Annotated in this window: 22 protein-coding genes; 7 read left to right on the forward strand and 15 right to left on the reverse strand. The window is 73.4% G+C overall.

The genetic code is table 11. The features are described from left to right. The 3 genes from ASG29_RS16505 to ASG29_RS15225 form a co-directional block, all read left to right on the forward strand. Nucleotides 1-314: SURF1 family protein (locus tag ASG29_RS16505; protein ID WP_321163203.1), on the forward strand; the 314-nt coding region annotated here is incomplete at its 5' end. Then, nucleotides 311-1,597, forward strand: coding sequence for an ATP-binding protein (locus tag ASG29_RS15220; RefSeq protein WP_055986215.1), 1,287 nt, complete (start codon nucleotides 311-313; stop codon nucleotides 1,595-1,597). The genes ASG29_RS16505 and ASG29_RS15220, both read left to right, overlap by 4 nt. Further along, a complete protein-coding gene (locus ASG29_RS15225; RefSeq protein WP_055986217.1) occupies nucleotides 1,594-2,121 on the forward strand; it encodes a response regulator transcription factor in 528 nt (175 codons plus the stop codon). Before ASG29_RS15220 ends, ASG29_RS15225 begins: the two co-directional genes overlap by 4 nt. On the opposite strand, the gene ASG29_RS15230 is transcribed toward ASG29_RS15225, so the two are convergent. Beyond that, nucleotides 2,118-2,636: a hypothetical protein gene (locus tag ASG29_RS15230; protein ID WP_055986221.1), complete on the reverse strand. Its 519-nt coding sequence runs from the start codon at nucleotides 2,634-2,636 to the stop codon at nucleotides 2,118-2,120. The genes ASG29_RS15225 and ASG29_RS15230 overlap by 4 nt on opposite strands. Before the next feature lie 190 nt (nucleotides 2,637-2,826). Here ASG29_RS15230 and ASG29_RS15235 point away from each other — a divergent pair, with 190 nt between their 5' ends. Genes ASG29_RS15235 through ASG29_RS15245 form a run of 3 tightly spaced genes read left to right on the forward strand, consistent with a single transcriptional unit; the run spans nucleotide 2,827 to nucleotide 4,341 of the window. Then, nucleotides 2,827-3,471, forward strand: a complete 645-nt coding sequence (locus tag ASG29_RS15235) for a response regulator (protein WP_055986223.1) — start codon at nucleotides 2,827-2,829, stop codon at nucleotides 3,469-3,471. Further along, nucleotides 3,468-3,932, forward strand: coding sequence for a response regulator (locus ASG29_RS15240; protein ID WP_082516192.1), 465 nt, complete (start codon nucleotides 3,468-3,470; stop codon nucleotides 3,930-3,932). Before ASG29_RS15235 ends, ASG29_RS15240 begins: the two co-directional genes overlap by 4 nt. 7 nt (nucleotides 3,933-3,939) lie before the next feature. After that, nucleotides 3,940-4,341, forward strand: a complete 402-nt coding sequence (locus ASG29_RS15245) for a hemerythrin domain-containing protein (RefSeq protein ID WP_055986226.1) — start codon at nucleotides 3,940-3,942, stop codon at nucleotides 4,339-4,341. A 19-nt stretch (nucleotides 4,342-4,360) separates the two neighbouring features. Here ASG29_RS15245 and ASG29_RS15250 read toward each other — a convergent pair whose 3' ends face one another. The 7 genes from ASG29_RS15250 to ASG29_RS15280 form a co-directional block, all read right to left on the reverse strand. Continuing rightward, entirely contained in the window at nucleotides 4,361-4,786 is a 426-nt protein-coding gene (locus tag ASG29_RS15250) for a hypothetical protein (RefSeq protein WP_156458084.1), read from the reverse strand. Nucleotides 4,787-4,810: 24 nt separating this feature from the next. After that, entirely contained in the window at nucleotides 4,811-5,449 is a 639-nt protein-coding gene (locus ASG29_RS15255; protein WP_055986232.1) for a PilZ domain-containing protein, read from the reverse strand. Nucleotides 5,450-5,460: 11 nt separating this feature from the next. After that, a complete protein-coding gene (locus tag ASG29_RS15260) occupies nucleotides 5,461-5,979 on the reverse strand; it encodes a hypothetical protein (RefSeq protein WP_055986235.1) in 519 nt (172 codons plus the stop codon). Continuing rightward, nucleotides 5,976-11,000, reverse strand: coding sequence for a DUF11 domain-containing protein (locus tag ASG29_RS15265; RefSeq protein ID WP_055986238.1), 5,025 nt, complete (start codon nucleotides 10,998-11,000; stop codon nucleotides 5,976-5,978). Before ASG29_RS15265 ends, ASG29_RS15260 begins: the two co-directional genes overlap by 4 nt. 87 nt (nucleotides 11,001-11,087) lie before the next feature. Further along, nucleotides 11,088-12,224, reverse strand: coding sequence for a hypothetical protein (locus ASG29_RS15270; protein WP_235532953.1), 1,137 nt, complete (start codon nucleotides 12,222-12,224; stop codon nucleotides 11,088-11,090). A 38-nt stretch (nucleotides 12,225-12,262) separates the two neighbouring features. Continuing rightward, on the reverse strand, nucleotides 12,263-12,712 hold the full coding sequence (locus ASG29_RS15275) for a DUF11 domain-containing protein (protein ID WP_055986244.1): 450 nt from the start codon (nucleotides 12,710-12,712) through the stop codon (nucleotides 12,263-12,265). An 11-nt stretch (nucleotides 12,713-12,723) separates the two neighbouring features. After that, nucleotides 12,724-13,608: a hypothetical protein gene (locus ASG29_RS15280; protein WP_162242989.1), complete on the reverse strand. Its 885-nt coding sequence runs from the start codon at nucleotides 13,606-13,608 to the stop codon at nucleotides 12,724-12,726. Nucleotides 13,609-13,818: 210 nt separating this feature from the next. On the opposite strand from ASG29_RS15280, the gene ASG29_RS15285 reads away from it, so the two are divergent. Next, on the forward strand, nucleotides 13,819-15,291 hold the full coding sequence (locus ASG29_RS15285; protein WP_055986249.1) for a PAS domain-containing sensor histidine kinase: 1,473 nt from the start codon (nucleotides 13,819-13,821) through the stop codon (nucleotides 15,289-15,291). Nucleotides 15,292-15,310: 19 nt separating this feature from the next. Here ASG29_RS15285 and pelF read toward each other — a convergent pair whose 3' ends face one another. From pelF to pelG, 7 genes are read right to left on the reverse strand one after another with little or no spacing between them, the layout of a single operon-like run. Then, on the reverse strand, nucleotides 15,311-16,780 hold the full coding sequence (gene pelF, locus ASG29_RS15290) for a GT4 family glycosyltransferase PelF (RefSeq protein WP_055986252.1): 1,470 nt from the start codon (nucleotides 16,778-16,780) through the stop codon (nucleotides 15,311-15,313). Next, nucleotides 16,777-17,556 carry a hypothetical protein gene (locus ASG29_RS15295; RefSeq protein ID WP_055986255.1) on the reverse strand — a complete coding sequence of 260 codons (780 nt, stop codon included), beginning with the start codon at nucleotides 17,554-17,556 and terminating at the stop codon, nucleotides 16,777-16,779. The genes pelF and ASG29_RS15295 overlap by 4 nt, the downstream gene beginning before the upstream one ends. Further along, complete coding sequence (locus ASG29_RS15300) at nucleotides 17,553-18,488, reverse strand: hypothetical protein (protein WP_055986258.1); 936 nt, start codon at nucleotides 18,486-18,488, stop codon at nucleotides 17,553-17,555. The genes ASG29_RS15295 and ASG29_RS15300 overlap by 4 nt, the downstream gene beginning before the upstream one ends. Next, nucleotides 18,485-19,951, reverse strand: coding sequence for a hypothetical protein (locus ASG29_RS15305; RefSeq protein ID WP_055986263.1), 1,467 nt, complete (start codon nucleotides 19,949-19,951; stop codon nucleotides 18,485-18,487). The genes ASG29_RS15300 and ASG29_RS15305 overlap by 4 nt, the downstream gene beginning before the upstream one ends. Further along, nucleotides 19,948-21,612: a hypothetical protein gene (locus tag ASG29_RS15310; protein WP_055986266.1), complete on the reverse strand. Its 1,665-nt coding sequence runs from the start codon at nucleotides 21,610-21,612 to the stop codon at nucleotides 19,948-19,950. The genes ASG29_RS15305 and ASG29_RS15310 overlap by 4 nt, the downstream gene beginning before the upstream one ends. Next, nucleotides 21,609-22,457 (reverse strand): endo alpha-1,4 polygalactosaminidase, encoded by an 849-nt coding sequence (locus ASG29_RS15315; protein WP_055986268.1) that lies wholly within the window; start codon nucleotides 22,455-22,457, stop codon nucleotides 21,609-21,611. The genes ASG29_RS15310 and ASG29_RS15315 overlap by 4 nt, the downstream gene beginning before the upstream one ends. After that, the gene (pelG, locus tag ASG29_RS15320) at nucleotides 22,454-23,851 is read right to left on the reverse strand and encodes an exopolysaccharide Pel transporter PelG (RefSeq protein ID WP_055986273.1); all 1,398 of its coding nucleotides are present in this window, start codon (nucleotides 23,849-23,851) and stop codon (nucleotides 22,454-22,456) included. The genes ASG29_RS15315 and pelG overlap by 4 nt, the downstream gene beginning before the upstream one ends. Nucleotides 23,852-23,871 lie beyond the last annotated feature (20 nt).

Here is a 23,871-nt window from a genome sequence, read left to right on the forward strand (position 1 = left end):
AGGGGAGAGGGCTTCGGGCGGTAACCGGCCTCCTGCGCATTTCCGAGCCAAAGGGCGGCTTCCTGCGCGACAACGATCCCGCCGCGGAGCGCTGGTATTCGCGCGACACCGCCGCGATCGCGGCGCGGCGCGGGGTCGGCCGGGTCGCGCCCTATTTCATCGACGCCGACCGCAGCGGCCGCGGCTGGCCGCGCGGGGGGATGACCGTCGTGCGCTTCCCGGACAACCACCTCGTCTACGCCGTGACGTGGTTCGCGCTCGCGGGCCTCGTCGCGTTCCTCACCATCCGCGCGGTGCGGGGGCGGCACGCATGACGCAGCGTATCCCTGCGGGCGAGGAGGCGACGCGGCGCAACCTGCTGCTGCTGGTGCAATTGCGCTGGCTGGCGGTGGCGGGGCAGCTGGCGACGATCCTCGCGGTGCGCTTCCTGCTGGACGTCGCGCTGCCGCTGGTGCCGATGCTCGCGACGCTGGCTTTGCTGGTGCTGGTCAACGTCGCGGCGCTGCTGACGCGGCGGCGCTGGCCGACGACGCATGCGGCGCTGCTGGCCACGTTGCTGGTCGATGTCGCGTGCCTGACGGTGCAATTGTACCTGAGCGGGGGTGCGACGAACCCGTTCGTGTCGCTGTACCTGTTGCAGGTCGTGCTGGGCGCGGTGCTGCTGGAGGCATGGGCCAGCTGGCTGCTGGTCGCGATCACCGCATTCGCCTTCGCCGCGCTGGCGCTGCTGGCCCCTCCGCTGGCACTGCCCGAGGGGATCGCGAGCAGCCTGTCGCCGCCGCACCTGCTGGCGACGTGGTTCAACTACGCATTGGCCGCCGTGCTGCTGGTCCTGTTCACGACGCGGATCGCGCGGAACCTGCGCGATCGCGACGCGGGCCTCGCCGCGCTGCGCCAGCGTGCGGGCGAGGAGGAGCAGATCGTGCGCATGGGCCTGCTGGCCAGCGGCGCCGCGCACGAGCTGGGCACGCCGCTGGCGTCGCTGTCGATCGTGCTGGGCGACTGGCGCAGCGATCCGGCCGTGCGCGATCATCCCGCGCTGGCGGCGGAGGTCGCGGAGATGCAGGCGGAGGTCGCGCGGTGCAAGCATATCGTCGCGGGCATCCTGTTCGCGGCGGGCGAGGTGACGGGCGAGGCGCCGGAGCGCACCACCCTCGCCCGCTTCCTGGCGGGCATCGTCGCCACCGCGACGGCGCGCGACGCGATCGCGATCGAGGATCGGATCGGCGGCGCGATGCCGATCGTGGCGGACCGCGCGCTGGGACAGGCGGTGCTGAACCTGCTCGACAATGCGGCGGAGGCGGGCGCGACGCGGATCGTCCTGACGGTATCGGCGGAGGACGACGACCTCGTCATCGCGGTCGCCGACGACGGGCACGGCTTTCCCGCTCATATCCTGGCGGGGGTCGGCCGCCCCTATCGCACGACCAAGGATCGGCGCGGCGCGGGCCTGGGCCTGTTCCTGGCCAGCAACGTGTTGCGGACGCTGGGCGGCGCGCTGGAGGTGCGCAACCGCGCGACCGGTGGTGGGGGCGGCGGGGCGGAGGTGCTATTGCGGTTGCCGCGCGAGGCCCTCGCGCTGGAGGACGACCGATGAGCGATCACCGGCTGCTGATCGTGGAGGACGACGTCGTGCTGGCGCGCACGCTGGCGCGGTCGTTCGAACGGCGCGGCTATGCGGTGGCGGTGCGGCACGACCTGGACGGGCTGGAGGACGCCGCGCGCGCCTTCGCGCCGACGCGCGCGCTGGTCGACCTGCGGCTGGGCGGGGCGTCGGGCCTCGCCGCGATCCGCGCGCTGCACGACATGGACGCGGACATCCGCATCCTGGTGCTGACCGGTTTCGCCAGCATCGCGACCGCGGTCGAGGCGATCAAGCTGGGCGCCACCAACTACCTGACGAAACCCGCGAACACCGACGATATCGAGGCCGCGTTCGACCGCGTGGAGGGGGACGTGGCGACCGACCTGGCGGCGCGGCCGACATCGATCCGGACGCTGGAATGGGAGCATATCCACCAGACGCTGGTCGACACCGATTTCAACATATCCGAGGCCGCGCGCCGCCTGGGCCTCCACCGCCGCACGCTGGCGCGCAAGCTGGACAAGCGGCACCTCTAGCGCGCGCGTTCCACGAAACGGTCGAGCGCGACGACGGCCTGCCGCGTGGCGACGTGCAGCGCGCGACGGTCGACCGCTTCGCCGTCGGACAAAGCCGCCCATCGCCCGCCCAGGTGCGCGAAGCCCAGCATCCCCGACAGTCCCGCCAGCCGGTGCGCGGCGTCGACGTCCTGCCCCCGCGCCAGCGCCGCGACCGCGGCGTCCAGCTGCACGCACAGCCCGGTCGCGAGCCCGACGACCTCCGCCCGCCCGAACGCCGCCGACAGCCGGTCGAGCGCGGGCGTGGCCGGCGGGGTCCACCGCGCCGCCAGCGCGACGATATCGTCCCGTGTCGGCGGATGCGGCAGGCGATCGTCGATCGCGGCGTCGTCCCCCGCCGGGTCGCCCACGACCACGATCGCGCCGCGACCGATCGCCCCGCCCGCGGAACGAAGCCGCGCGATCGATCCGACGCGGTCGGCGCCGACCACGAACAGGTCCGCGCGGCGCGACGGGATGTCGGGGCCGGACGTCATCGTCCACGCGGGCGCGAACGCCCCCCGCAACAGTGTTTCAAGCGCCGGATCGGTTGTCAGAACGACGAGGGACGACATAACTTCCAACATGGATCAATAACCATCACACCCGGTTTGAATTTCGCTATCGCTTGATATATCCCGGCAAGCGATTGAGGATACAGCCAAAGGTTGCAAGGGGGGGCTCTTCTTGGCGGCACTGCGCATATTGGTGACGGACGACCATCCGCTGACGCGGGAAGGTCTGTCGCTCGCGGCGAGGGCGGCGGTGGTCGGGGCGCAGGTGGATGCCGCGGGCTCGGTCGCGGACGCGGCGGGATTGATCGAGCGGCGGGGGCCGTACCGCCTCATCCTGCTGGATTTCGCGCTGCCCGATTCGCACGGCTACGCCGGGATGCTGCGGTTGCAGCAACTGGCGCCGACGACGCCGATCGTGATCGTGACCGCGCACGAGCGCGCGAACCTGATCGAGGCGGCGAAGGCGCTGGGCGCGGCGGGGTTCGTGCTGAAGAGCCAGTCGCTGGACGATATCGCCGCGGCGTTGCGCGCGATCGCGGGCGGCCGCACCCACTTTCCCGACGGGGTCGGCGCCGATCCGCTGATCGCCGCGGCGCGGGACCGCATCGGAAAGCTGTCGAAGGCGCAATATGCGGTGCTGCTGGCGCTGGCCGACGGACGGTCGAACAAGCAGATCGCGCACGACCTGGACATCGCGGAAGCGACGGTGAAGGCGCATCTGACCACGGTGTTCCGCAAGCTGGGCGTGACCAACCGGTCGCAGGCGCTGCTGGCGGCGGGACCGTTGCTGCGGACCGAGGACGCGGCCACGCCGTGAATGCGCTGAAGGTCCTGTACGTCGACGACGATCCGGATATCCGGCAGATCGTCGCCCTGTCGCTGCGTCGCGATCCGGCCGTCACGGCGCACTTCGCCGCGTCGGCGGAGGAGGCGCTGGCGCGGATCGAGGGCGATGCGTCGCCCGACGTGGTGCTGGCCGACGTGATGATGCCGGGGATGGGGGGCCTGGCCCTCGCCGATGCGTTGCGCGCGGCGCCGCGGACGCGCGACGTGCCCGTCATCTTCGTCACCGCGCGGGCGCGGGAGAGCGACATGGACGCCTATCGCGCGCACGGCGCGATCGGGGTGATCGTGAAGCCGTTCGATCCCCTGCACCTGGCCGATCTGGTGCGCACGCGGCTGGCGGCGGCCAATGCGCTGCCGACGTCCGACGATGGTAGCAAGGACGGCGCCGGCGACGCGGGCGGAAAGGTCTCGTCAACCGTCCCGCGTCCCTAGTCGTGACATGGAAACCAGCACCCTCGATCGCCATCGCGCCGACCACGACCGCGTCCGCGCGATCCTGACCGGGCTGGAGGCCTATCTGCTCGCCGCCGCGCCGCCGGTGGACGCAGGGTTCTCGCGCCTGCGCTGGTCGCTGGCGCGGGAGCTTTCAGTGCATCTGGCGTTCGAGCGGACCGCGTATCCGAAGATCACGTCGCAGCCGCGCGGCCCGGCGCTGTACAACGGCCTGGACCGGACGCTGGACGCCGACCTGGGCGAGCATATGACGAAATGGACGCTGGCGCGGATCCACGCCGAATGGATCGCCTATCGCGTGTCGGCGCGCCTGCTGTCGCGGCGGCTGCGCCAGCGGATGGCGTATGAGGAGAGCGTGCTTTTCCCGATGATGGCGCCCGCGGCCTGAACCGCGCGCGGGGACCGCGTCATTCGGCGGTTTCCAATACCCCGTAATGCACGCCGAGCGAGTAGAGGATGTCGATCTCGCGCGCGTGGCGGCGATGCATGTCCGCCACCATCGCCTGCGCCGCGCGGGCGAAGCCGGGCCAGTCCGCCGCGATCGCGCCGGGGCACCATCGATAGACGAAGGCGCCCCAATCCTCGTTCTGCGCCACGACGTCGCGCATCGCCGCCGTCGCGGCCTGATCGTACCGGTCGCGCGCGGCCAGATCGGCGGTCGTGGACAGGATCCGCTCCTCCTCCGCATGATGATCGCGGATCAGCATCGCCAGCCGGCGCAACGTCGCCCCCGCCGCCTCCGGGCAGCGCGGGCCCTGCACGATGTGCAGCAGGTCCGCGGCCAGCGCCTCGATCGTGGCATGCTGGCGCATCAGGCGGGGATAGCTCATCATGTCACTCCGTCACGCGACGCAGGCTCAGGGGGAAGGACGATCTACCCACGCCAGGATCGCTGCCAATTCACTTGCGGCGAGCGGGCGCGTGAAGCGGACGCCCGACATGCCCGCCGCGTGCCAGCAGATACGCCCGGGAAGCGAATACGGTCCCAGTAGCAGCACGACCAGCGTTCCCATACCCGACGGCACATGACCGCCGAGCCTGACCCCGCCGAGGGAGATGTCCCGAAGGGGGACATCGCGCACGCGATCCTCCACGATCAGGCTGGCGCTGCGCGCGACGGCGAATCGCGGGCTGCGCGGGCGCAGGTCCGCGGGCGGGGGCACGAGCGGCGCGTCGAGCCGCAGCCCGGCCATGCCGTCGTGCGACCAGATCACCGTCGCGTCGGCCGCCAGCAGCGACCGCGCCTCGATCCCGACGCGCGTCCCCGCCGCGGGCGGGCAGTCCATTTCGATGCCGACCCCCTGCGCCGACTGGTTGCGCACGATGCAGACATGCTCGCATCCGTCGACGGTCAGCTTTCCGATCGCGAAATGCGTGCGCGCGCGCGGCCCGCTGCGGCGGTCGTGCACGATGTCGCCCGCGGCGGGCGCGGGAAGGGGCGCCTGAACGGGAGGGGCGGCGATGACGGCCGGCAGCATCGCAGGCAGGGCGGACATGGGCTTTCCCTTCACCGGATCTTGGCGCGATAGCGCAGCTGGAACGACGTGTTCGTGGCGAAGGTGCCGGACAGGGTGACGCGCACCGACCGCACCTTCGCATCATAGCCCGCGGCGTCGGCGACGGGTTGGTAGCCCCAGCCGGTGCCGTCCGAGAATTCCAGCGCATCGCCCGCCGCGGTCAGCGCGACATAGCCGTAGCTGAGGGTGCTGCTGCCCAGTCCCAGGCCCAGCAGGCTGCCGTCCAGGAACTCGACCGGGCCCTTGCCCGCCCCCGCCAGATCGCCGACGTACAGGATCAGGTTCGCGGCCAGCGGCTCCTCCAGCCGGATACCGGTCACCGGCTTGAAGATGTTGGCCAGCGGATTGGTCGCGCGGGTGCGATAGTCCGCCGCCGCGCCGGGGATCGAGCGCGGGTTGGCGTTGCCGAGCGGGTCGGACACGACCGACACGGTCTTCGTCACGGTCAGCGGGTCCGCGGCGGCGGCGGCGGGCGCGAGCAGCGCCGCGATGGCGAGCAGCCGCCTCACCGCGCCACCCCCAGCCGCCGCGCCGTCGCGGCGATGCCGCGCTGGTCGAATTTCAGCCGCATCGTCACGAACGGACCGGCGCGGGTGTAGCGGTCCTCCTCGAAATCGCGGTCGCGATAGCCGGAGAAATTGTAGCCCGCGGTCACCCACACGTCGGTCGCGGGGGAGACGCCGACGGTCGGGCCGAAGGCGTAGGCGATCGTGCCGCGCGTCCAGGCGTGCTGCACCGACCCCTGCACCCCGATGTCGAGGCGGCGCGACAGGTCGCGGCGGATGTCGACGCCGATCGCGTCGATATAGCCGTCGTACGCATCGGTGCCGAACGTGCCGCGCACCCATTTCGCGCCGTAATAGACCGTCGCGTCCCAGCCGCGGCCCGGATCGCTGCGATAATTGACCGCCGTGTTGCCGACGATGCGGAAGCTGGCCTGCGCGCCGCCCAGGGTCCCGGCGCCATAGGACGGCACGCCCAGCACGTTGCCGCCCGTGAAGCCGGCACCGGCGCGTTCGTCGCGCAACTGCACGCGGTTCAGCAGCGACCAGTTGCTGTTCAGCGGGCGCCACGCGATCGACACGTCCGCGCTGGCATAGGCGGCGGTCGCGCCCGACGGCTGGTCGACGCGGAACCAGCGCAGCGAGGAGGCGATCGTGCGCCCCTGCCCCACGCTGCGCAGCAGGTTGCTGGTCACGCCGAAGCGGTCCCCGCTCGCGCTCTGCCGCATCTCGACGCGGCCGTTCCAGTTCCACTGTCCCGAGCGATAGTTCGCGCCCAGCGTGATCGCGGCGAAATCGTCGGTGCCGCCGCCCTGCGTCTGCGTATTGCCCGCGGTGACCGGCTGGAAGGCGTTCACGCGCGCGCCGTCGGGCAGGCGACCGCGCAGCGTGTCGGCGGCGTCCAGCGTCGCGTCGATCGTCCAGCGCGCGCCCAGCGGGATCGACTGCGTCAGGCCGTATTGCGCGAAGGTGCGCCCGGCGTTCTCGCTCGCCACCGCCTGCTGGTTCAGCGAGCTGGACAGCTTCGCGCCCGACCACGGCGCGACGTCGAAGCCCAGCTGCGCGGTCTGCGTTGTGAAGCCGCGGCCGTCCGCGATCTCGTACCCCGCCAGCAGGCGCACGTCGGGGCGGACGCGCCAGGCGGCGGTGACCTGGTGCCGTATCGGGAAATCGATGCTGTCCTTGTTCCCGCCCGGCGCGACCTGCGTCTGTCCGCCGATCGTCAGCCGGCCGCCCAGCAGCGCCTGCGTCCCCCCCAGCGTCAGCAGGCGCGAATCGCGATCCTGCCCGTCGATGCCGCGATCCGACGCCAGCTGCGCGCCGACGAAGGCGGTGCCGTTGCCGCGGCGCCATTCGGCGCGCACGTCGGCGGCGGTGCGGGTCGCGCCGGTCAGGAACTGGTCCTGCCGCCACGCCGTGCCCGTCAGCGCCAGCCGGTCGGTCAGCGCGACGCGGCCGTCGAGGCCCAGCTTGCGGCTGCCCGCCTCGACGATGTTCTGCTGCCCCACGCCGAAGCCGGTATCCTGCTGCCGCGCATAGGCCAGGACGTCGATCGCGGGGCCATGATGCTCCGCCTCCACCATCCACGCCTGCCCGGCGTCGAGGCCGCGGCGGCCGCCGGTGGCGGCCTCCGCGCGGACCAGCGTCGTGCGCGTCAGCTGCGCGCGCGCATCGACCGCGATCAGCGTGGCGTTCGACAGCGCCTTGTCGTGCAGCGCGGTGACGCCGACCTCCGCGCGCCCGTCGGCGGTGCGGGTGGCGGCGCGCGCGCCCGCGACGCGGCGGCGCGCATCGCCGTAGGTTTCGTAATCGACGACGATGAAGACCGGATTGCGGCTCGCATCGCGGCTCAGCACCGGTTCGCGGAAGCGGATCGTGCCCATCTCGGGATCGATGTCGTAGTCGATGTGGCGGACCATCGCGGTGGACGACACCACCAGTTCGGAGCGCAGCCGGTCGCGGACCTCGATGCGCAGCTTGTCGCTGTTGGGCACCACGCCACGCGCGGACAGGCGATACGGGCCGGACAGGCCGTTGCCCTGGATCTCATCGCGCGCGTAGCGATCGTCGGTGTCCGCGGCGAAGGCGGTGACGGTGACGCTGCGCCCCTGATACGCCACCTTCGCGCCGTTCAGCGTGCGATTGTAACGGCCCAGCTGCGTATCGGTGAAGCCGGTTTCGTAGTCGCCGAACAGCGCGACCAGCTCGGGCCGTTCCAGCCGCAGGTACAGTTTGCGCGACGTCGCGGCGTCGTAGCCCTGCTGCGTACGGTCGCCGTACACGGTGTAATAGCGGTCGGGATCGATCGTGCCGAGCAGGCCGCGCGTACGGTCGCGCTCCCGGTCGCTGTCATACGCGATCGTGGCCAGCCACGCGCCCTTCACCCGCCCCTTGGCATACAAGGCAAGCTGCCCGTCGGTGACCACCTTCCCCTTGGAATACCACGGCAGCGAGCGGCCGTGCTTGTTGAGGACGTCGTAGCCGAAGGTGCCGGAACCGAAGCCGACGACCGTCCACGCCTTCGCCATCGGCGCGAGCCATGCGCGCAGGTCGACGCGATGCGCGCCCCGCTCCTGCGCGAGCGTGACCGCGACGCGGACCGCCCCTGCCTGCGCCGAGGGCTGTAGCGCCAGCAAGGCGACGCCGTCGTCGCCCACGACGCGCGCGACCGCGCCGCCCGCGGTGCCGGTGGCGGCGCGGACCTGGTCCAGCGCGACGTCGGTGGCGGCGGCATGGGGGGCGGCGACCTCGACCGGGACGACCGTCCCCGCGCGCACGGGACGGCCCGCGCGATCGGTCAGGCGGATCGCGATCAACGGGCGCGTCACGCCGTCCGCGACCAGCCGGCTGGCATCGGCCAGATACGTGGCCTGCGCCGCCGCGCCGGACGAATGGACGATGCGGTCGATCGTCGCCACGACCGATCCGTCCGCCGCCAGCACGCGCGCGGACAGGCGGTTGTCGCCCTCCACCAGCGGAATGCCGCTCCAGCGCGAGATGGCGACGCGGTCGTCGGGGCCGGTATCGGTGGAATCGAAGTCGATCGGGTCGCTCTGCACGCCGTTCACGGTCAGGGCGACGCGCTGTCCGGGCAGATGCTTCACGACGACGCGGATCGCGGGCGCGCGCGGATTGTGGTCCGCCAGCGGGAACAGCATCGCGACGCCGGGCGCCTGCCCCGCGAACCAGTCGCGCCGGCCCGCGGCGACGCCGTCGTCGCTGGCCGCGACGATGTCCGGCGCCGCTTTCCGGCCGTTGGGGCGCAGCAGGAAGTCGACCCGCTTCATCAGTCCGCCGTCGCTTTCGACGAAGCGCGACAGGTCGTTGCCCGCCGAGCGCGTGTCGTCGTCGCATGCCACCGGGTCCAGCGTGGCGGGGATCGTGCCCCGGTCCAGCTGCACCACGTGACGGCCCGGGCGGACGCCCTCGATATGATACAGGCCGTCCTTGTCGGTGACGACGTAGGTGCCGTCCTCCAGCAGGATGCGGATATCGGCCACGCCGCGGCGGCGCGCGGGCGGATCGCCGCACCGCCCCTCCGTCACGCGGCCGACGACGGTGAAGCCGTCGGTGGTCAGCAGCGGACGCAGCCGCACCGACGCCGCCGCCTCGTTCCCCGTGGCGCCGTCGGCGCCGGAGGCCAGGACGCGGTTGACCGCCTCCCCCGGCGGGGCGCCGGGGGCGACCGACACGACGTAGCGCAGGTCCAGCGTCGCGCGCGGCGCCACTTCCGGCACCACGAACGCCAGCGTGCGTCCGTCGGCCGCGATCTGCGGCGCCGCGACGCCGCGTTCGGACCCGCGCTCGTACCGCAGGCCGCGCGGCAGGATGTCGGTGATCCGAACGTTGCGCGCCGCCGCGTCGCCGCGGTTGGTCAGCGTCACGCGATATTGCACAAGGTCGCCCGGCGACGCCTCCCGCACCGACGCGGTCTTCGTCAGCAGCAGGCGCGTCTCGCCGATCCGGTCGAGCGGGATGTCGGTGTAGAAGGCCTCGTTCCCCACGTCGAACGGGGCGCCGAACGACGCCGGGTTGACGATGTACGATTGCCCCCTGGGATCGCGCAGCGCGGCCAGTTCGGCGGGCGGGCGGGTCGACGGCGCGGTATAGCCCGAGGGCGGGTCGATGCGCAGATGGTAGCGGCCCGGCGCGATCAGCGGGAATTCGTAATAACCCTGCGACGCCACGTACGTCCGCCCGCTGGCGTCGCGCACGGTCGCGCCGCTGACCACGGTGGAGGGATAGCGGCTGACGCCGTCGGTGCCGAACACCGTCGCGGGGCGGCCCTGATCGTCGAGCAGCGTGACGGTGGCGCCGTCGACCAAAGCGCCGGTCGCCGAATCGTAGACGTAGCCCGCCGGATCGACCAGCACGTCGATCTGCGACGACAGGCTGAACGCATCCTCGGTGAACGACAGTTTCAGGCGCGCGCCGCGCTGGAGCCGGGCATCGCAGGCGGCGTTCTGCGGATTGGTGCCCGCGGCGGGGATGCCGCCTGCGAACACGCCGGTGTCGGGGCCGGTTTCCATCAGCGGCAGCGACAGGTTGAACGACGTGGTCGCCACCGTCACGGTCGACTGTTCGCGGACCAGCGGATCGTGGTTGCCGCCCTGGTTGTCGAGGACGAGGATGAACGCCAGCCGCGGGTTCACCTGCCCCGTGGGGGCGGTCGCCGCGAACGTCGCCTCGTCGATCGGGGCGGGGGTGTAGCGGAAGGCGGGCGTCGTCTCGCACTTCGTGCCCGTCATCTGGTATCCGACGGGGGGCAGGCGGAAGCTGAGCGAGGTCGGACGCTTCGTCCGGTCGACCGTCAGCGCGACGGTATTGGACGATACGACCGTGGCGGTGCCGCCGCCGCCGCCGGACGTGCCCCCGCCACCCGTAGCCCCGCCACCCGTACCCCCGCCGCCCAGACCGTAGGTCAGCGTCGCGGTATTGACGATGCGCGCGCCGTCCTGCGCCGCCGCGAGCGCGGCGGTCGCGAGCAGCCCCGTCAGGGCGAGCAGGAGGGGACGAACGATGCGCATGCCGGGTCTGTCGCCGGCGCGCCGGGGCTGATGCCCCGCGCGCCGGCGTCTGTCGCTCCATGAAGGGGTGAGGGGCGGTCGGGGCCGCTAGTCGATCGTCACCTTGAACGCGACCGCGGTCGCGCCGCCGCCGCCGACGCGATCGATGCGCGCGGTGACGGTGCGGCTCGACAGGTCGAAGTTCGCGATGCCGCCGTCCGTCTCCGCGCCGTCGTCGGCGTCGTCGTCCTCGGTCGATCCGGCGACGACGCAGGCGATGCCCAATACGCCCGGCGTCCCGATCGTGATCGATCCGGGGACGTAGGTGGTGTGCGCGGGCACCACGTCGGCCAGCGTCACGCCGTCCGCCGCCGCGGTCAGCGTGCCGTTCGCCACGCGCAGGCAATATTCGACCGTCGCGCCCGGGATCGCCTTGAAATTGGCGAGATTGACGCCGTCCGACAGGACCTTCGCCGACTTGGCGACCGACAAAGCGACGTTGTGCGTGCCGATCTCATACCCGGAATAGGCGCGCCCCTGTCCGTTGCGCGCGATATCGCCCAGGTACAGCGTACCGTCGCTGTCGTCGTCCGCGAACACGACGTCGACGGTATTGTCGGCGTTGCCCAGGTTCAGGTCGGTGGCGACGAGCGCGCTTCCCTGCGTCCCCGCGGTCCCGCCCGCCGCGACGATCACGTGCAGCGAATCGAACGCCAGCGTGGCGCCGGGCGTCGACGGCACGTTGCCGACGAGGAAGACGGTGGCCGAGGCGTCGGGGGCCAGTTCGTCGATATACGTCTGCGTATCGACGCCGACGTCGTAGGTGCCGTTGCCGTTGCTGTCGACGAACGCGCGCAGGTTGGCGACGTCGAAATTGTCGGTGCCGGGAAGGATGCCCAGCGCGATCGACTGCTGATCGGGATCGAGCAGGAAATCCTGCGCGCCGTTGGTCATGTTCGTGACCTTGAACGTCGTCACCGCATTCTGCTGCCCCAGGTTCACCTGCGTGAAGCCGACCTGATCGGTCACGACGGTGAAGTTGACCTTCCGGTCGACCACGAACGTCGCGGTGCTGGAATTGGTCGACTGCGCCGTGCCGTTGACGCTGTAGGTCACCGACGCGGTGTTGTTGATGACGGTGCCGGCGGTCGTCTGCAACGCGGCGGTCTGGGCCTGCGCCTGGCCGGCCAGGCCGCCGGACGCGGCGCCGGCCATCAGCGCGACGAGCGCGTGTCGAGCGAACATGGGACGTGTTTCCTTGCTGTGGAGGGGGGGGCGGGGGCTCACCGGAGCACCGCCTGGAACGCGAGCTTGCCGGAGGCACCGGCGGGGATCGGGCGATCGAGGCGCCAGCGGACGTGGCGGACGTCGTCGACGGTCGCGGCGCGCGCGCCGACGCGCAGGGCGGGCAGCGCGGCGAAGGTGCGGCCGTCGACCGACACGTCCGGCGCGGGCGTGCCCGCCGCGGGCGCGCGATAGGCGAGGCCGGCGGGGACCGGATTGTCGAAGGCGACGTTCGCGACCGGCTGCGCCCCGGTGTTGCGATAGGCCAGGACGAACGTCACGCGGTCGCCCGGCACCACGCGGCGCGCGGGCACCAGCGCGACGCGCGTCGTGCCGTCGGCGGCGCGCGAACGCGCCCCCACCAGCACCTGCGACACCACCTGCAACGGCCCGCCCGCCTGCGCCAGGGCAGGCAGCGCGAGCGCCGCGACGGGAAGGAAACGGAACATGGGGGGCCTCCTCACTGGATATTCACCTTGAACTGGACGACGTGGACCGCGGCGCCTGCGACATCGCCGAGCGCGACGTGGACGCCGGTGCCGTCGAAGCGCGCGGCATCCGCCTGCGCCGCGCCGTCCAGCGTGATGCTGCCGGGGACGAAGGTCGTGCCGAGGGGGATGCGGTCGTCGATCGCGACCGCGGGCGTCGGCGCGTCGAAACGCGCCTCCAGCCGGTAGGTGATCGTCGCGCCCGGCATGACGCGCGCCGAGCCGTCGGGGGCGAGTACGGATTGCGTCTTCGACAGGACCGGTCCGGCGGACGCCCCGCCGGCGGCGGTCAGGACGGTCGTGGCGATCGCGGCGGCGCCGCCCGGCCCGGCGATCGCGCCCGCGGCCGGATCGCCGATTACGCTGCCCGGTGCGCCATGCCCCTCCGCCGCGGTGCCGCCGAGCGATACCGCCACGTCGCCCGCGCCACGGTCCAGCCCGCCGACCGTCACGACGACGCGGCGCTCCTCGCCCGGCGCCAGGACGATCGCATCGACCGGCGACCCGTCGACCGATATCGCCGCCGTCGCATCCCCGGGCACGGTCGCGACGAGCAGGATGCGCTGTTCCGCATTGCCCGGGTTGCGCACGTCGAAAGCGACGTCGGCGCGTACGTCCACGATCGGCGCCCGCGGCACGACCGCCACGACCGCGACGTCGATCAGCCGCGCCACCGTCAGCGCGACCTCGTTGCTGGCGATCGTGCGCGTGCCGAGGTCCAGCGTCGCCACGTTGCGGATCGTCGTCCCGGCGGGCGTGGGCGCGGCCGCCGCGGGCGCGACGACGAGCGCGACGCACAGCGCGGCAAGGGACGTGATCCCCCCGCCCGTGCCCGTCGCCTTCGTCCCCTTGCGCACCGTCGTCACCCTCCGCTTGGTCAGGCGGTCAGCAAGCGTGATCGAGGTTAAGCAAAGGCTGCGGCGGGGGCACCCTGCCCGCGGACTTAGACCAAGGTGTTATTCCGACGCAAAAAAGGTGGTACGTCGCGGCGGTCCGACGCGACCGTCGACCGCGGTCCCGACTCGTCCGCGGACCGGTTGCGCGGACGCACGGGAGAGCGTCGCAGGATGAAGAAGATCGGCCGCGCGGACCCCCTCCCCCCTCCCGTCGACGACCCGTCGGTCCCGCTGACGCTGCAACTGCTGGCGGATACGGTGCCGGGGGGGCTGGCGCTGCTGGTGTCGGGAGGCGACGGCAAGCCGCGGGTGGAGGCGTCGTGCCCCCCGCGGCTGCGCGTCGGCACCGGCCTTCGCGTGCCGCCCGGCCTGCTGACCGCGCATCCGGTCGCATTCGATGCCTCCACGCGGCGCGTGCCGGCCGAATGGACCGCGATCCTGGGCGACCACCCGGCGCATTTCGCCGCGGTGCCGGTGGGGGAACGCGCGCTGCACCTGGTCCTGGCGGGGACGGGCGGGAAGGCGATCGCCCCACCCTCGCTGGCGCGATGGGGGCAGTTGATGTCCCGCCTGCTGGACCGCGACCGCATCTCGCTGCGCGCGGACGCCTCGCGCCGGCTGGCCGCGCTGATCGACGGCCTCCCCTCTCCGCTGGCGTTCGTCGACGGGGGGACGATCGAGGTGTTCGTGAACGACGGCGCGCGCCAACTGCTGGGCATCGCGCCCGGCGTGCGATCGGCACGGACGATCGCGGCGGCGCTGGCGCTGCTGGTACAGCAGGACGGCGACGGCCAGGCCGCGGCGCTGGCGCGCGATCCGATGGCGTCGCTGACGTTCGCGATCGACCGCGGCGGCCGCCATTTCGCGGTCGACAGTCGCTGGGTCAGCGAGCCGGAACTGACCGGGCGGGTGTGGCTGTTCCGCGACGTGACCGACGATTACCGCATCGCGCGCTTCCGCGACGAACTGGTGTCGAACGTCAGCCACGAACTGCGTACCCCGCTGACCTCCATCCTCGGCGCGCTGACGCTGCTGGACGTCGGTCCGCAGGGCGGCGTGTCGGAAGAGAATGCGACGTTGATCGACATCGCGCTGCGCAACGGGCGGCGGCTGCTGGGTCTGGTCGGCGACCTGCTCGACCTCGACCGCGCGGAGGCGCACGGGCTGAACCTCGCCCGCCGGCCGACCGACCTGTCGCTGCTGCTGGCCGATGCGATCGTGCAGAACCGCCCGATGGCGCAACGCCACGACGTGACGGTGACGCTGCTGGTCGACGACGACGGGCTGGGGGTGGATCATCACGCCGACGTCGACCCCGACCGGCTGCTCCAGGTCGTCGGCAACCTGTTGTCCAACGCGGTGAAATTCTCGCCCGAGGGCGGCGCGGTGACGGTCCGCCTGCGCCGCGCCGCGACCGGATGGCGCCTGACGGTGGCGGACGAGGGCGCGGGCATCCCGGACGAGCTTCGCGAACAATTGTTCACCCGCTTCGCGCGCGGATCGACCCCGTCGCGGATCGGCATCCCGGGCACGGGCCTGGGCCTGGCCATCGTGAAGGCGATCGTGGAGGCGCACGGCGGGACGATCGCGGTCGAGCCGCCGGGGGGCGGCGGCGCGGTGTTCCACGTCGACCTGCCGGATTGACGGGCGGAAGCGGGCGGCGTCAGGCCCGCGACAGCGCGCGGTAGATGTCGCGATAGGCGCCGATGATCGTGCCGTGATCGTAATCGCGCAGGACGCGCGCGCGCATCGCCTGCCCCATCCGGTCGCGCAGCCCGTCCTCGTCGACGATGCGCAGGATCGCGGCGGCGGTGGCGACGGGGTTGACCAGCGGGGTGACGATCCCGCCGTGCGCGCTGTCCGCGCCGCCGCGGCCCTCGATCATCTCGCGGCAGCTGCCGACGTCGGGGGCGACCACGGGGATGCCGCACGCGCCCCCTTCCAGGATCACCAGCGGCTGTGCCTCCGACAGGCTGGTCAGCACCAGCAGGTCGACGCGCGGCAGCCATTCGTCGATCCGCACGCGCCCCTCGAACGAGAAAACGTCGCCGATCCCGAGTTGCGCGACCAGCGCGTAGCATTCGGCGGCATAGTCCGCATCCTCGTCCTCCGGCCCCAGCAGGGCGAAGCGCACGTCGGGACGCTGCGCATGGACCAGCGCGGCGGCGCGGACGAAGGTCTTCACGTCCTTGATCGGCACCACGCGGCCCAGCAGCGCCACCAGCGGGCGCGCCGGATCGCGCAGGTCCTGCAAGCCGTCGAACCGCGTCGCATCGATGCCGTTGGGGATCGCGCGCACCCGCTCCGCCCGCGCGCCCAGCCGCCGCTGCACCGCGTTATTCTCCCCGTACAGCGCCACGATCGGATCGCAGGCGTCGTAGCAGGCGCCCGCGTAGCTGGTGAAGGCGCGCACCCACAGGTCGCGCAGGTCGCGCACGCTGCGGTCCAGTTCCAGCCCGGTATCGACCTGGTCCCCGATCCAGTCGGCCATCATCACCTCGATCTGGCGTTCCAGCAGGTAGATGCCGTGTTCGGTGATGAAGGCGGGGCGCCCCGTCTGCCGCGCCGCGCGCGCCGCCATCAGCCCGGCGAACCCGGTGGAGATGGTGTGATAGACGCGCGCGCGCGGCAACGGCGCGGTCAGCACCGCGAGCAGGCCGCCCAGCAACACGCGCATCGCCCAGAAATAATGGTGGAAGGACGCGGTCGGCAGCATCGCGCGATAGAATCGCTTGAGCCGCGCGAACACCGCCGGATGCGCCATGATGTCGCCCGCGCGCGGCATGCCCCGGATCGCGCCGACGCGGTCGATCAGGGCATGGAGCGGCGCGACCCCGCCGCCGCCGAGGAACACGACCAGCGCCTCCGCGATCGAGGCGGCCTCCGCGTCGCCGATCCGGCGCGGCATCTGCGTATCGGGGGCCAGCGCCACCTCCGTCACCGACACGACGTTGGGGGGCGGGGTCAGGCGATAGTCCTGCGCCTCCGCATCCGCCTTGATCGCCACGATCGCGAAGCGCACGTCGGGCAGGTTGACCATCAGGTCCTGCAACCACGCCGACACGCCCCCCACGACGAAGGGATAGGCCCCTTCGACGATCAGGCAGACGTCGGCTTCCGCATCGTCGGTCATGCCGGTTCGGCACGCCACCAGTCGTGCCAGCGCGCCGGCGCCGGTGCGTGCGCCGCGATCTCGTCCAGCGCGGCATAGTCGCGCGCCGCCCATGCCGCCTCCGCGCGCAGATCGTCGTCGCGCCCGGGCGGCAGCAGCGCGATCACGTCGGCGTGCAGTTGCGCGCGCTGGGTTTCCGACAGCAGGACGTTGGCGCGCGCATGTTCCGCCAGCAGCGCGGTCAGCGCGGGGAGGTCGCCCGCCGCCTCCAGCCGCTCGCGCGCGGCCATGAAATTCTGCGTGATCCGCGCCGCCGCCGCCGCCGCCAGCGCCCGGATCGTCTGGTCGCGGTCGCTGAGCGCCAGCAGGACCAGCGGGGACAGGGCAGGCTCGAACGACCGCACCACCGCCTCCAGCGCGGAGCGCCGGCTGGATATGTCGCCGTGGCGCAGGATCGCGGCGAGCGAGCCCAGCGCCTCCGGCGCGCTGTGCCGGATGCGGCCGTCGAGCAGCCGCCCGACATCGCCCATCGCCCGCGGATCGGGCCGCGTCGGCAGCAGCGGCAGCATCCCCGGACCGCGCGCGGACCGCGCGGTCATCCGCGCGAGCAGCATCGCGACCGGCCCCAGCGGCACCGCCACCGCGACCGCCATGCCCGGCGCGTCGTCGCGCAGCCAGACGACCACCGCGGCCAGCGTCAGCAGCAGGTGCATCGCCGCCGCGACGTGCGGCCAGCCGGGGACGAGCGCCAGCAAGGCGGCGTCCAGGACCGCCAGCACGACCGGCGCCCGCGTCATGCGACCAGTCCGACCCCGCCGCCGCGCGACGCCACCCGCGGCGCGTCGGCCAGCAGGGGCGACAGCCACGCGCCGATCTGTACCAGCCCCGCCAGCCCGAACGTGTCGAGCGCGCGGAACGGCAGGTCGTGGAAGACGAGCATCCCGATCGCCTCGTCCGACCCGTCGCGCCGCAACGGCAGCGCGGCGACGCCGACGCCCTGCAACGGCACGCGATCGGCGCGGCGGCCGACGTGCATGATCCTGCCGCGCTTGCGGATCAGCGTCGCCAGCGGCTCCGCCAGCGCCTCCGGCCGGGCGCCCGCGCTCGCGCCGCGCAGCCACGCGCGCGCGCGCCCGTCCGCGGCGGTCAGGTAGCAGGTGAAGTCGGTCGAGCCCGCCGCCTGCGCCACCAGCGCGCAGATCGCCTCGCGCCGCTGCGCCGGATCGACCGCGGCGAGGCCGGTGGCCAGCGCGACGATATGGCCCACGTCCCCCTGCTCGGTGGCGAGGCGGACCTGCAACGCGCGGTTGGTCGCGGACAGGTCGCCCACCACCTCGCCCAGCCGCCGCACGTCGCGTTGCGCGCCGTCGGCGCGGCGCCGCAGCCACGACGTCCGCCGCGCGCGCGCCAGCGTCGTCTCCCCCAGCACGCCCGCGGCGACGAACCACATCAGCGGGTGGAGCGACAGGTGGAGCAGGCGATCGAGATAGTCGGACTCGTGCACCGACCCGCGCGCGCCGAGAAACCAATAGGCGCTGGCAAGGGCGGCGGCGACGACGCCCGCACCGGTGCCGTAGGCGGTGGCGAGGATCAGGACGGGCAGCCACAGCGGATTGGGCTGCACCGCGGCGAACGCCTGCCCCCCCGCCAGCGTCCGGTCCAGCACCACCAGCAGCGCGAACAGCGCCGCGGTTTCCAGGGCGATCCGGGCCTTCGTCCGCGCGGTCATCGCCCGCGGCCCAGTCCGCGCGTCACCTGCGCACGGCCGTACACCTGCGTGCCGCTGAACCCCGGGCGCGACACCGACGTGACGCCGCCGCCGCCGTCGATGCGCCAGCCGTCCCCGATGGGCGCGTTGACGCCGATCCCCGCGGTCGGCCCGTCGCCGCCGAAACGGTCGACGGTATAGCCCGCCTGCCCCGTCAGCTGCACCGCGCCCATCGACCCGCTGACGACGCCCTGCACCGTGTGGTTCTCGCGTGTCGCCAGCGGGATCAGCGCGACCCCGAGCGCGTCGCGCGCCAGCCGGCGGACGTATTCGGCCTCCACCCGGTAGCCGATGCCGACCGAGGGCGAGCCGCGCCGCAGCAGGTAATCGACCCCGCCCGCCAGCACGATCGTGTCGGCGGCGTCGTTCGCGCCGTCCAGGCCGTAGCGGTTCCATCCGGTGTCCGCCTGCACCACCCAGTCGGGCGACAGGCGGTACGTGCCCCCCGCGCCCGCGCGCGACAGGTGACCGCCGCGCAGCGCCTGCACCCCGGTCGAGAAGTCGGGCATGTGGAATACGACGATCGCGCGCAGCTGCGCCTCCGCCGACCCGGCGGTCAGGCGCGCGCCGCCGCCCGTCACGTCGCTGTCGATCGCGGAGGACAGCAATACCTGCAAGCGCGCCGCGCCCTCCAGCGCGATACCGACGGAGGCGTCGACGACGGTGCTGCCCGCATCGTCGGTGTCCGCGATCCGGGTCGCGACATGGCGCAGGCCCGCGCCGACGCTCCACCGCGCGTCGATCGCCACGTCGGCGCGCGCACCGGCCTCCACCTGCGACAGGTCGCCGCCGTCGCGGGCGACGATGGATGCCGCGACCGTCCCCGGCGCGGTCGCCAGCGCGCGGCGGGCGACGGGATCGTCCGCCGCCAGGGCGCGATAGCCGTCGGCGGCGTGGAACAGGTCGCCGTCCGCCAGCGCGGTGTCGCTCGCCAGCCGCGCCAGTCGCCGGTCCTCGCGCCGCGTCGCCGCCAGCGCCGCCGCCCGCCGCCGCGCGCGCCCGGGGTAGCCCGCCGCGGCCTCCGCCTCGACCAGCGCCACGTCCGCCTCCAGCGCGCCGGGATCCTCCGGCGATGCGGTCACCACCACGGGGGGCGGCGCGAACTCGACGGTCAGCGTGTCGGGCGATCGCCGCCAGCGCATGTCCCATCCCGGCGCGGCGCGCAGGACCAGGCTGTCGTCGTTCCAGCGCAGGTCCTCCAGCGCGTCCCCCGCCGCGACGCGGAACCCCTCGATCGCGCGCGGGGGCAGCGGGCGATCGAAGCGTGCCACGATCTCGCCGTCCGCCTCGCCGACCGACAGTCGCGTGCCGCGCGGCCACGACAGCGTCGGCGCGGCGCCGCTGATCGTCGCGTCCGCGAATACCGCGGGCGGGACCGCCAGCGTCGGGGTGGCATCGGCCAGCAGGAGGAGAGCGGCGATCACGGCGCCAGCACCGCGCGCGCCTCGCCCGGGCGGCCCGCGGCGATCAGCAGCCGTGCCTGCATCGCCGCCAGCGCGCGATCGTCCGGCGCGTCGGCGCGCAGCCCCGCGACGATCCGCATCGCCTCCTGCCGCCGCCCCAGTCGGTCCAGCAGTTCGGCGCGCTCCCGCGTCGGCGCGGGCGTGGCGGCGAGCGCGCGTTCCAGCCACGGCCGTGCCGCCTTCGCGCCGCCGCGCTTCGCCTGCACGTCCGCCATCAGCCGGAGGGCCGACGCATCGTCCGCATCGGCCGAGAGCGCGGCGCGCAGCCAGCGGTCGGTCGCCGCCACGTCGCCGCGGTTCCACGCGGCCCAGGCCAGGTCCATGACCTCGCCCTTCCCCGCCACCCCCGCCGCGATCCGCCGCGTCGCCAGTTCCTGCGTCAGCGCGGCGGGCATCGTGCGCGGGACGGCGGCGGCGATCCGGCGGAACGTCGCATCGTCCAGGGCGCGGCCGTCCAGCAGCGCGGCGAGCGCGATCCGTCCCGCGCGATCGTCCCCCGACGCGCGCGCCAGCCGCATCCGCGTCGCCAGCACGTCGGTCGTCCCCGCCAGCGGGTGCGCGGCCAGGAACGCCAGCGCCGCGGCGGGCCGGTCGCGATCCGCATAGGCGTCCAGCCACGCGGCGTCGCGCGCGCGCGCCTTCAACCACGCAAGGTCGCCCCCGGCCGGCCGGGGTCCCATCAGGTACAGCAGCCGCTGCGCCGCCGGGCCGTCCGGCGTGCCGGTCGCCGCGTCGCGCAGCACCGCCAGGGCATCGTCGCGGAACCCTGCCGCCAGCAGCCGTTCCGCGATCCCCGCGCGATCCGCCCCCGCGCGCGCGGCCTGCGCACGCCACAGGTCGCGCAGGCCCGCGCGATCGCCCGCGCGGGTCAGCACGCCTTCGCGCGCCGCATCGCGCTGATCCGCGGGCAGCAGCGCCACCGCGCGCATCGCGGCGTCGCGATCCCCCGCCTGCGTCGCGACGCGCAGCGCCAGCCACGGATCGCGCGCGCGCCAGTCGGCGGGCGCCGCGCGGTCCATCGCCGCGATCAGGTCGAACCGCTTTGCCGCCTCCATCCGCCGGACGAGGTCGAGCCGCGCCGCGCCGTCGAGCGGCACCACGCCCCCCGCGACCGCGCGCGCGACCAGATCGGCGCGATCCGCGGCATAGGCGGCCTCGACCATATCCCGCGCCGGGGCCGCCCCGCGCGTGGTCGCCGCCGCCTCCAGCAACGCCGTCGCCGCGCGCGCGCGACCCGCCGCGTGCATCAGGTCGACGCGCAACCGCCACGTGTCGGGCGTCGCGCCGTCGGGACGCAGCGCCAGATAATCCAGCGCGACCGCGGCGCGCCCCGCGGCCTTCAGGTCCCACGCCACCTGCGCGGTGGAGACGCGCGCGCGCAGCCGCGCGGTCGCGCGCGCCAGCGTCGTCGCATCGGCATCGCGCACCAGCGCGGCGAATTCGGGCGGCGCGGGCGCGCGGGCCGCCGGCGCGCGCGGCGGGACCGGGACCGAGACCGGCGCGGCCATGCGCGACGCCGCGGTCGCGACCTCGCTCTGTCCCGGCAGCAGCCACCAGCCGCCCGCCAGCAGCGCCAGACCGGCGACGAAGGGCATCGCGGCGGCGGCGCGGCGGCGCGTCACGCGCGCGGCTCCGCGATCAGGCGATCGAGCGCCAGCGTCGACACATAGGGGCGGAATCCCGCCGCCCGCTCGCGCGCGTACAGCGCGGCGACCTGTCGCGTGTCCGCCGGATCCCAATAGTCCAGCGTCATCAGCTCCAGCGCCGGGTTCGCCGCCCGCGCCGCGCGCAGCCGCGTCGCCTGCCACCGCCAGTCGTCGTCGCTCAGCAGGTCGTAGCGCTTCGTCGCGAAGTTCCAGCGCGACGCCATCGCCTCGCCCAGCACGTAGTCGATCCGTCGCGCCGCCTGCGGCAGCGCGGCATAGCCGCGGTTCAGCATGATGCGGATGCCCGGAAAGCGCGCGCGCACCGCCGCGATCAGCGCCGCGCCCGCCGCCACCATGCCCTTCATCGTCGCCGGATCGCGCGTCTCCATCGCCTCCGCATTATCCAGCGTATCGATGAAGATTCCGTCGAAGCCCTGCGCCAGGATCGCGGGGACGATCGTGTCGACCACCGCCGCGCGCCACGCCGGGTGGCGCAGGTCCGCCATCCGCGCGTCGGGCCAGTGCGGGTTGGGCGCCAGCAGCGCACCCGCGGCGTCGAGCGCGGCGACATAGGGCCGCTGCCGCTCCACCTCCCCGAAACTGACATAGCCCAGCAGGATGCCGCCCGCCCCGCGCAGGGGCGCGATGGGGCGGGCGTGGTCGGGTTCCAGCACCAGCACGCGGCACGCGCGCGCCAGCACCGGATCGGTGGCCGCCCCGTAATCGACGCCCCAGCGCCAGTCGGCGGGCGCGGTCGCCTGCCCGCGCACGCCCAGCATCGCGGTCAGCCCCAGCATCATCGCTCCCCGCCGCCCGATCACAGCACGCGTCCTCCCGCGCCGACGACCGCGGGATTGTTGCCGACGAACAGCAGGTAGACGAGGTTGGCGGTCGCCTCCCCCGCCAGCGCCACGCCGACCGCCGCGCCGACGATCGCGCCCGACATGTACCCCCAGCCGAACGCCGCGAACCCGGCGTCCCACTGCCCCAGCGTCGCCAGCGCGCTGGCCAGCGCGAAGGCGCCCCAGGTCAAGAGGATGCGGCCGAACAGGTCGTAATAGGCCAGCACCACCGTCGCCGCGATCGCGACGAGGTGGAAGATCGTGCCGAAGGCGGTCTGGCGGAAGGCGAAGATCGCGCGGATGTCCGCCCCGATTAGGTCGAGCAGCGGCACCGCCAGCACCCACGCGAGCGCCGCCACGATCGCCTGTACCAGCACGATCAGGCGCAGCCCCGCGAACAGCGTGGTGACGAGGTCGCGATGCGCCTCCTCGATCCGGTCCAGCGTCGAGGTGCCGGTACAGCGCGCCATCACGTCGCCGAACGCGATGTCGAACCGCGTCTCGCTGACGATCAGGACCAGCGTGAGGCCGGGCACCATCGTCAGCAGGCCGAGGAAGCTGCCCAGGTCGTTGATCGGGTTCAGCCGCAGCATCCCCAGCACCGCGACGCTTTCGGGCGCCTGCCACAACAGCCATTTGTCGGCCCAGATCGCCGCCACCCCCGCGACCCCCGACAGCGCGACCAGCAGCGCCAGCCGCGGCGGCAGCACGTCCGCGCGCGGCAGGATCGCGGGCGCGGTGAAATGGCGGCGCAGCAGCACGATCACCGCGGCCAGCGTGACGCCGCATCCGGCCGTGACGATTCCCAGCACCACCACCGGATCGCCCGGCCGGAGCGCGAGCAGCGCCAGCCCGGCGGCGGCGGCCCCGCCCAGATACGCGCCCGGCACCGCGCGATAGCGGCGCAGCGCGGTCAGCAACGGCGCGGCGATCCACACCTGCGTCAGCCACGCCAGCGCCGCCGCGGCGATCAATGCGGGCAGGACGGGCATCCGCCCCAGTTCGACGAACAGGATCAGGCCCGCGACCAGCCCCAGGACGCCGCCCGCGGCCAGCGCCGCCACCACGATGCCGGGGATGCTGTCGGGCTCCTGCGCGAACAGGCGGTCCGCGACCAGCCGGGTCGCCAGGACGCCGATCGGCGCCGCCACCAAAGCGGACAGGCTGAAGGCGTAGACCAGCACGGTCTGCACCATGCGCATGCCGGCGGCGTCCAGGTGCTGCGCGGTCCAGCCGCCCAGCAACGTCATCGCGGCGGCGGTGATGAGCCAGGGTCCGGCGCTGATGACCGCACCATGCAGCGCGGCGCCGGCGATCCCGCCGACGCCGCCGTCCCGCGCCATCCGCGCCAGCTGAAATCCGACCCCCGCCATCGCGGTCCCCCTACCGCACG

This window comes from Sphingomonas sp. Leaf412 (assembly GCF_001425405.1).
Lineage (GTDB): Bacteria > Pseudomonadota > Alphaproteobacteria > Sphingomonadales > Sphingomonadaceae > Sphingomonas.

Bases quoted from the DNA above. Each gene is read 5' to 3' on its own strand.
- ASG29_RS15295 (WP_055986255.1), bottom strand. From the start codon at position 17,556: ATGACGCGGGCGCCGGTCGTGCTGGCGGTCCTGGACGCCGCCTTGCTG.
- ASG29_RS15255 (WP_055986232.1), bottom strand. From the start codon at position 5,449: ATGTCCGCCCTGCCTGCGATGCTGCCGGCCGTCATCGCCGCCCCTCCC.
- ASG29_RS15265 (WP_055986238.1), bottom strand. From the start codon at position 11,000: ATGCGCATCGTTCGTCCCCTCCTGCTCGCCCTGACGGGGCTGCTCGCG.
- ASG29_RS15285 (WP_055986249.1), top strand. From the start codon at position 13,819: ATGAAGAAGATCGGCCGCGCGGACCCCCTCCCCCCTCCCGTCGACGAC.
- ASG29_RS15225 (WP_055986217.1), top strand. From the start codon at position 1,594: ATGAGCGATCACCGGCTGCTGATCGTGGAGGACGACGTCGTGCTGGCG.
- ASG29_RS15220 (WP_055986215.1), top strand. From the start codon at position 311: ATGACGCAGCGTATCCCTGCGGGCGAGGAGGCGACGCGGCGCAACCTG.
- ASG29_RS15300 (WP_055986258.1), bottom strand. From the start codon at position 18,488: ATGACCGCGCGGACGAAGGCCCGGATCGCCCTGGAAACCGCGGCGCTG.
- pelG (WP_055986273.1), bottom strand. From the start codon at position 23,851: ATGGCGGGGGTCGGATTTCAGCTGGCGCGGATGGCGCGGGACGGCGGC.
- ASG29_RS15250 (WP_156458084.1), bottom strand. From the start codon at position 4,786: ATGATGAGCTATCCCCGCCTGATGCGCCAGCATGCCACGATCGAGGCG.
- ASG29_RS15245 (WP_055986226.1), top strand. From the start codon at position 3,940: ATGGAAACCAGCACCCTCGATCGCCATCGCGCCGACCACGACCGCGTC.
- ASG29_RS15270 (WP_235532953.1), bottom strand. From the start codon at position 12,224: ATGTTCGCTCGACACGCGCTCGTCGCGCTGATGGCCGGCGCCGCGTCC.
- ASG29_RS15275 (WP_055986244.1), bottom strand. From the start codon at position 12,712: ATGTTCCGTTTCCTTCCCGTCGCGGCGCTCGCGCTGCCTGCCCTGGCG.
- pelF (WP_055986252.1), bottom strand. From the start codon at position 16,780: ATGACCGACGATGCGGAAGCCGACGTCTGCCTGATCGTCGAAGGGGCC.
- ASG29_RS15230 (WP_055986221.1), bottom strand. From the start codon at position 2,636: ATGACGTCCGGCCCCGACATCCCGTCGCGCCGCGCGGACCTGTTCGTG.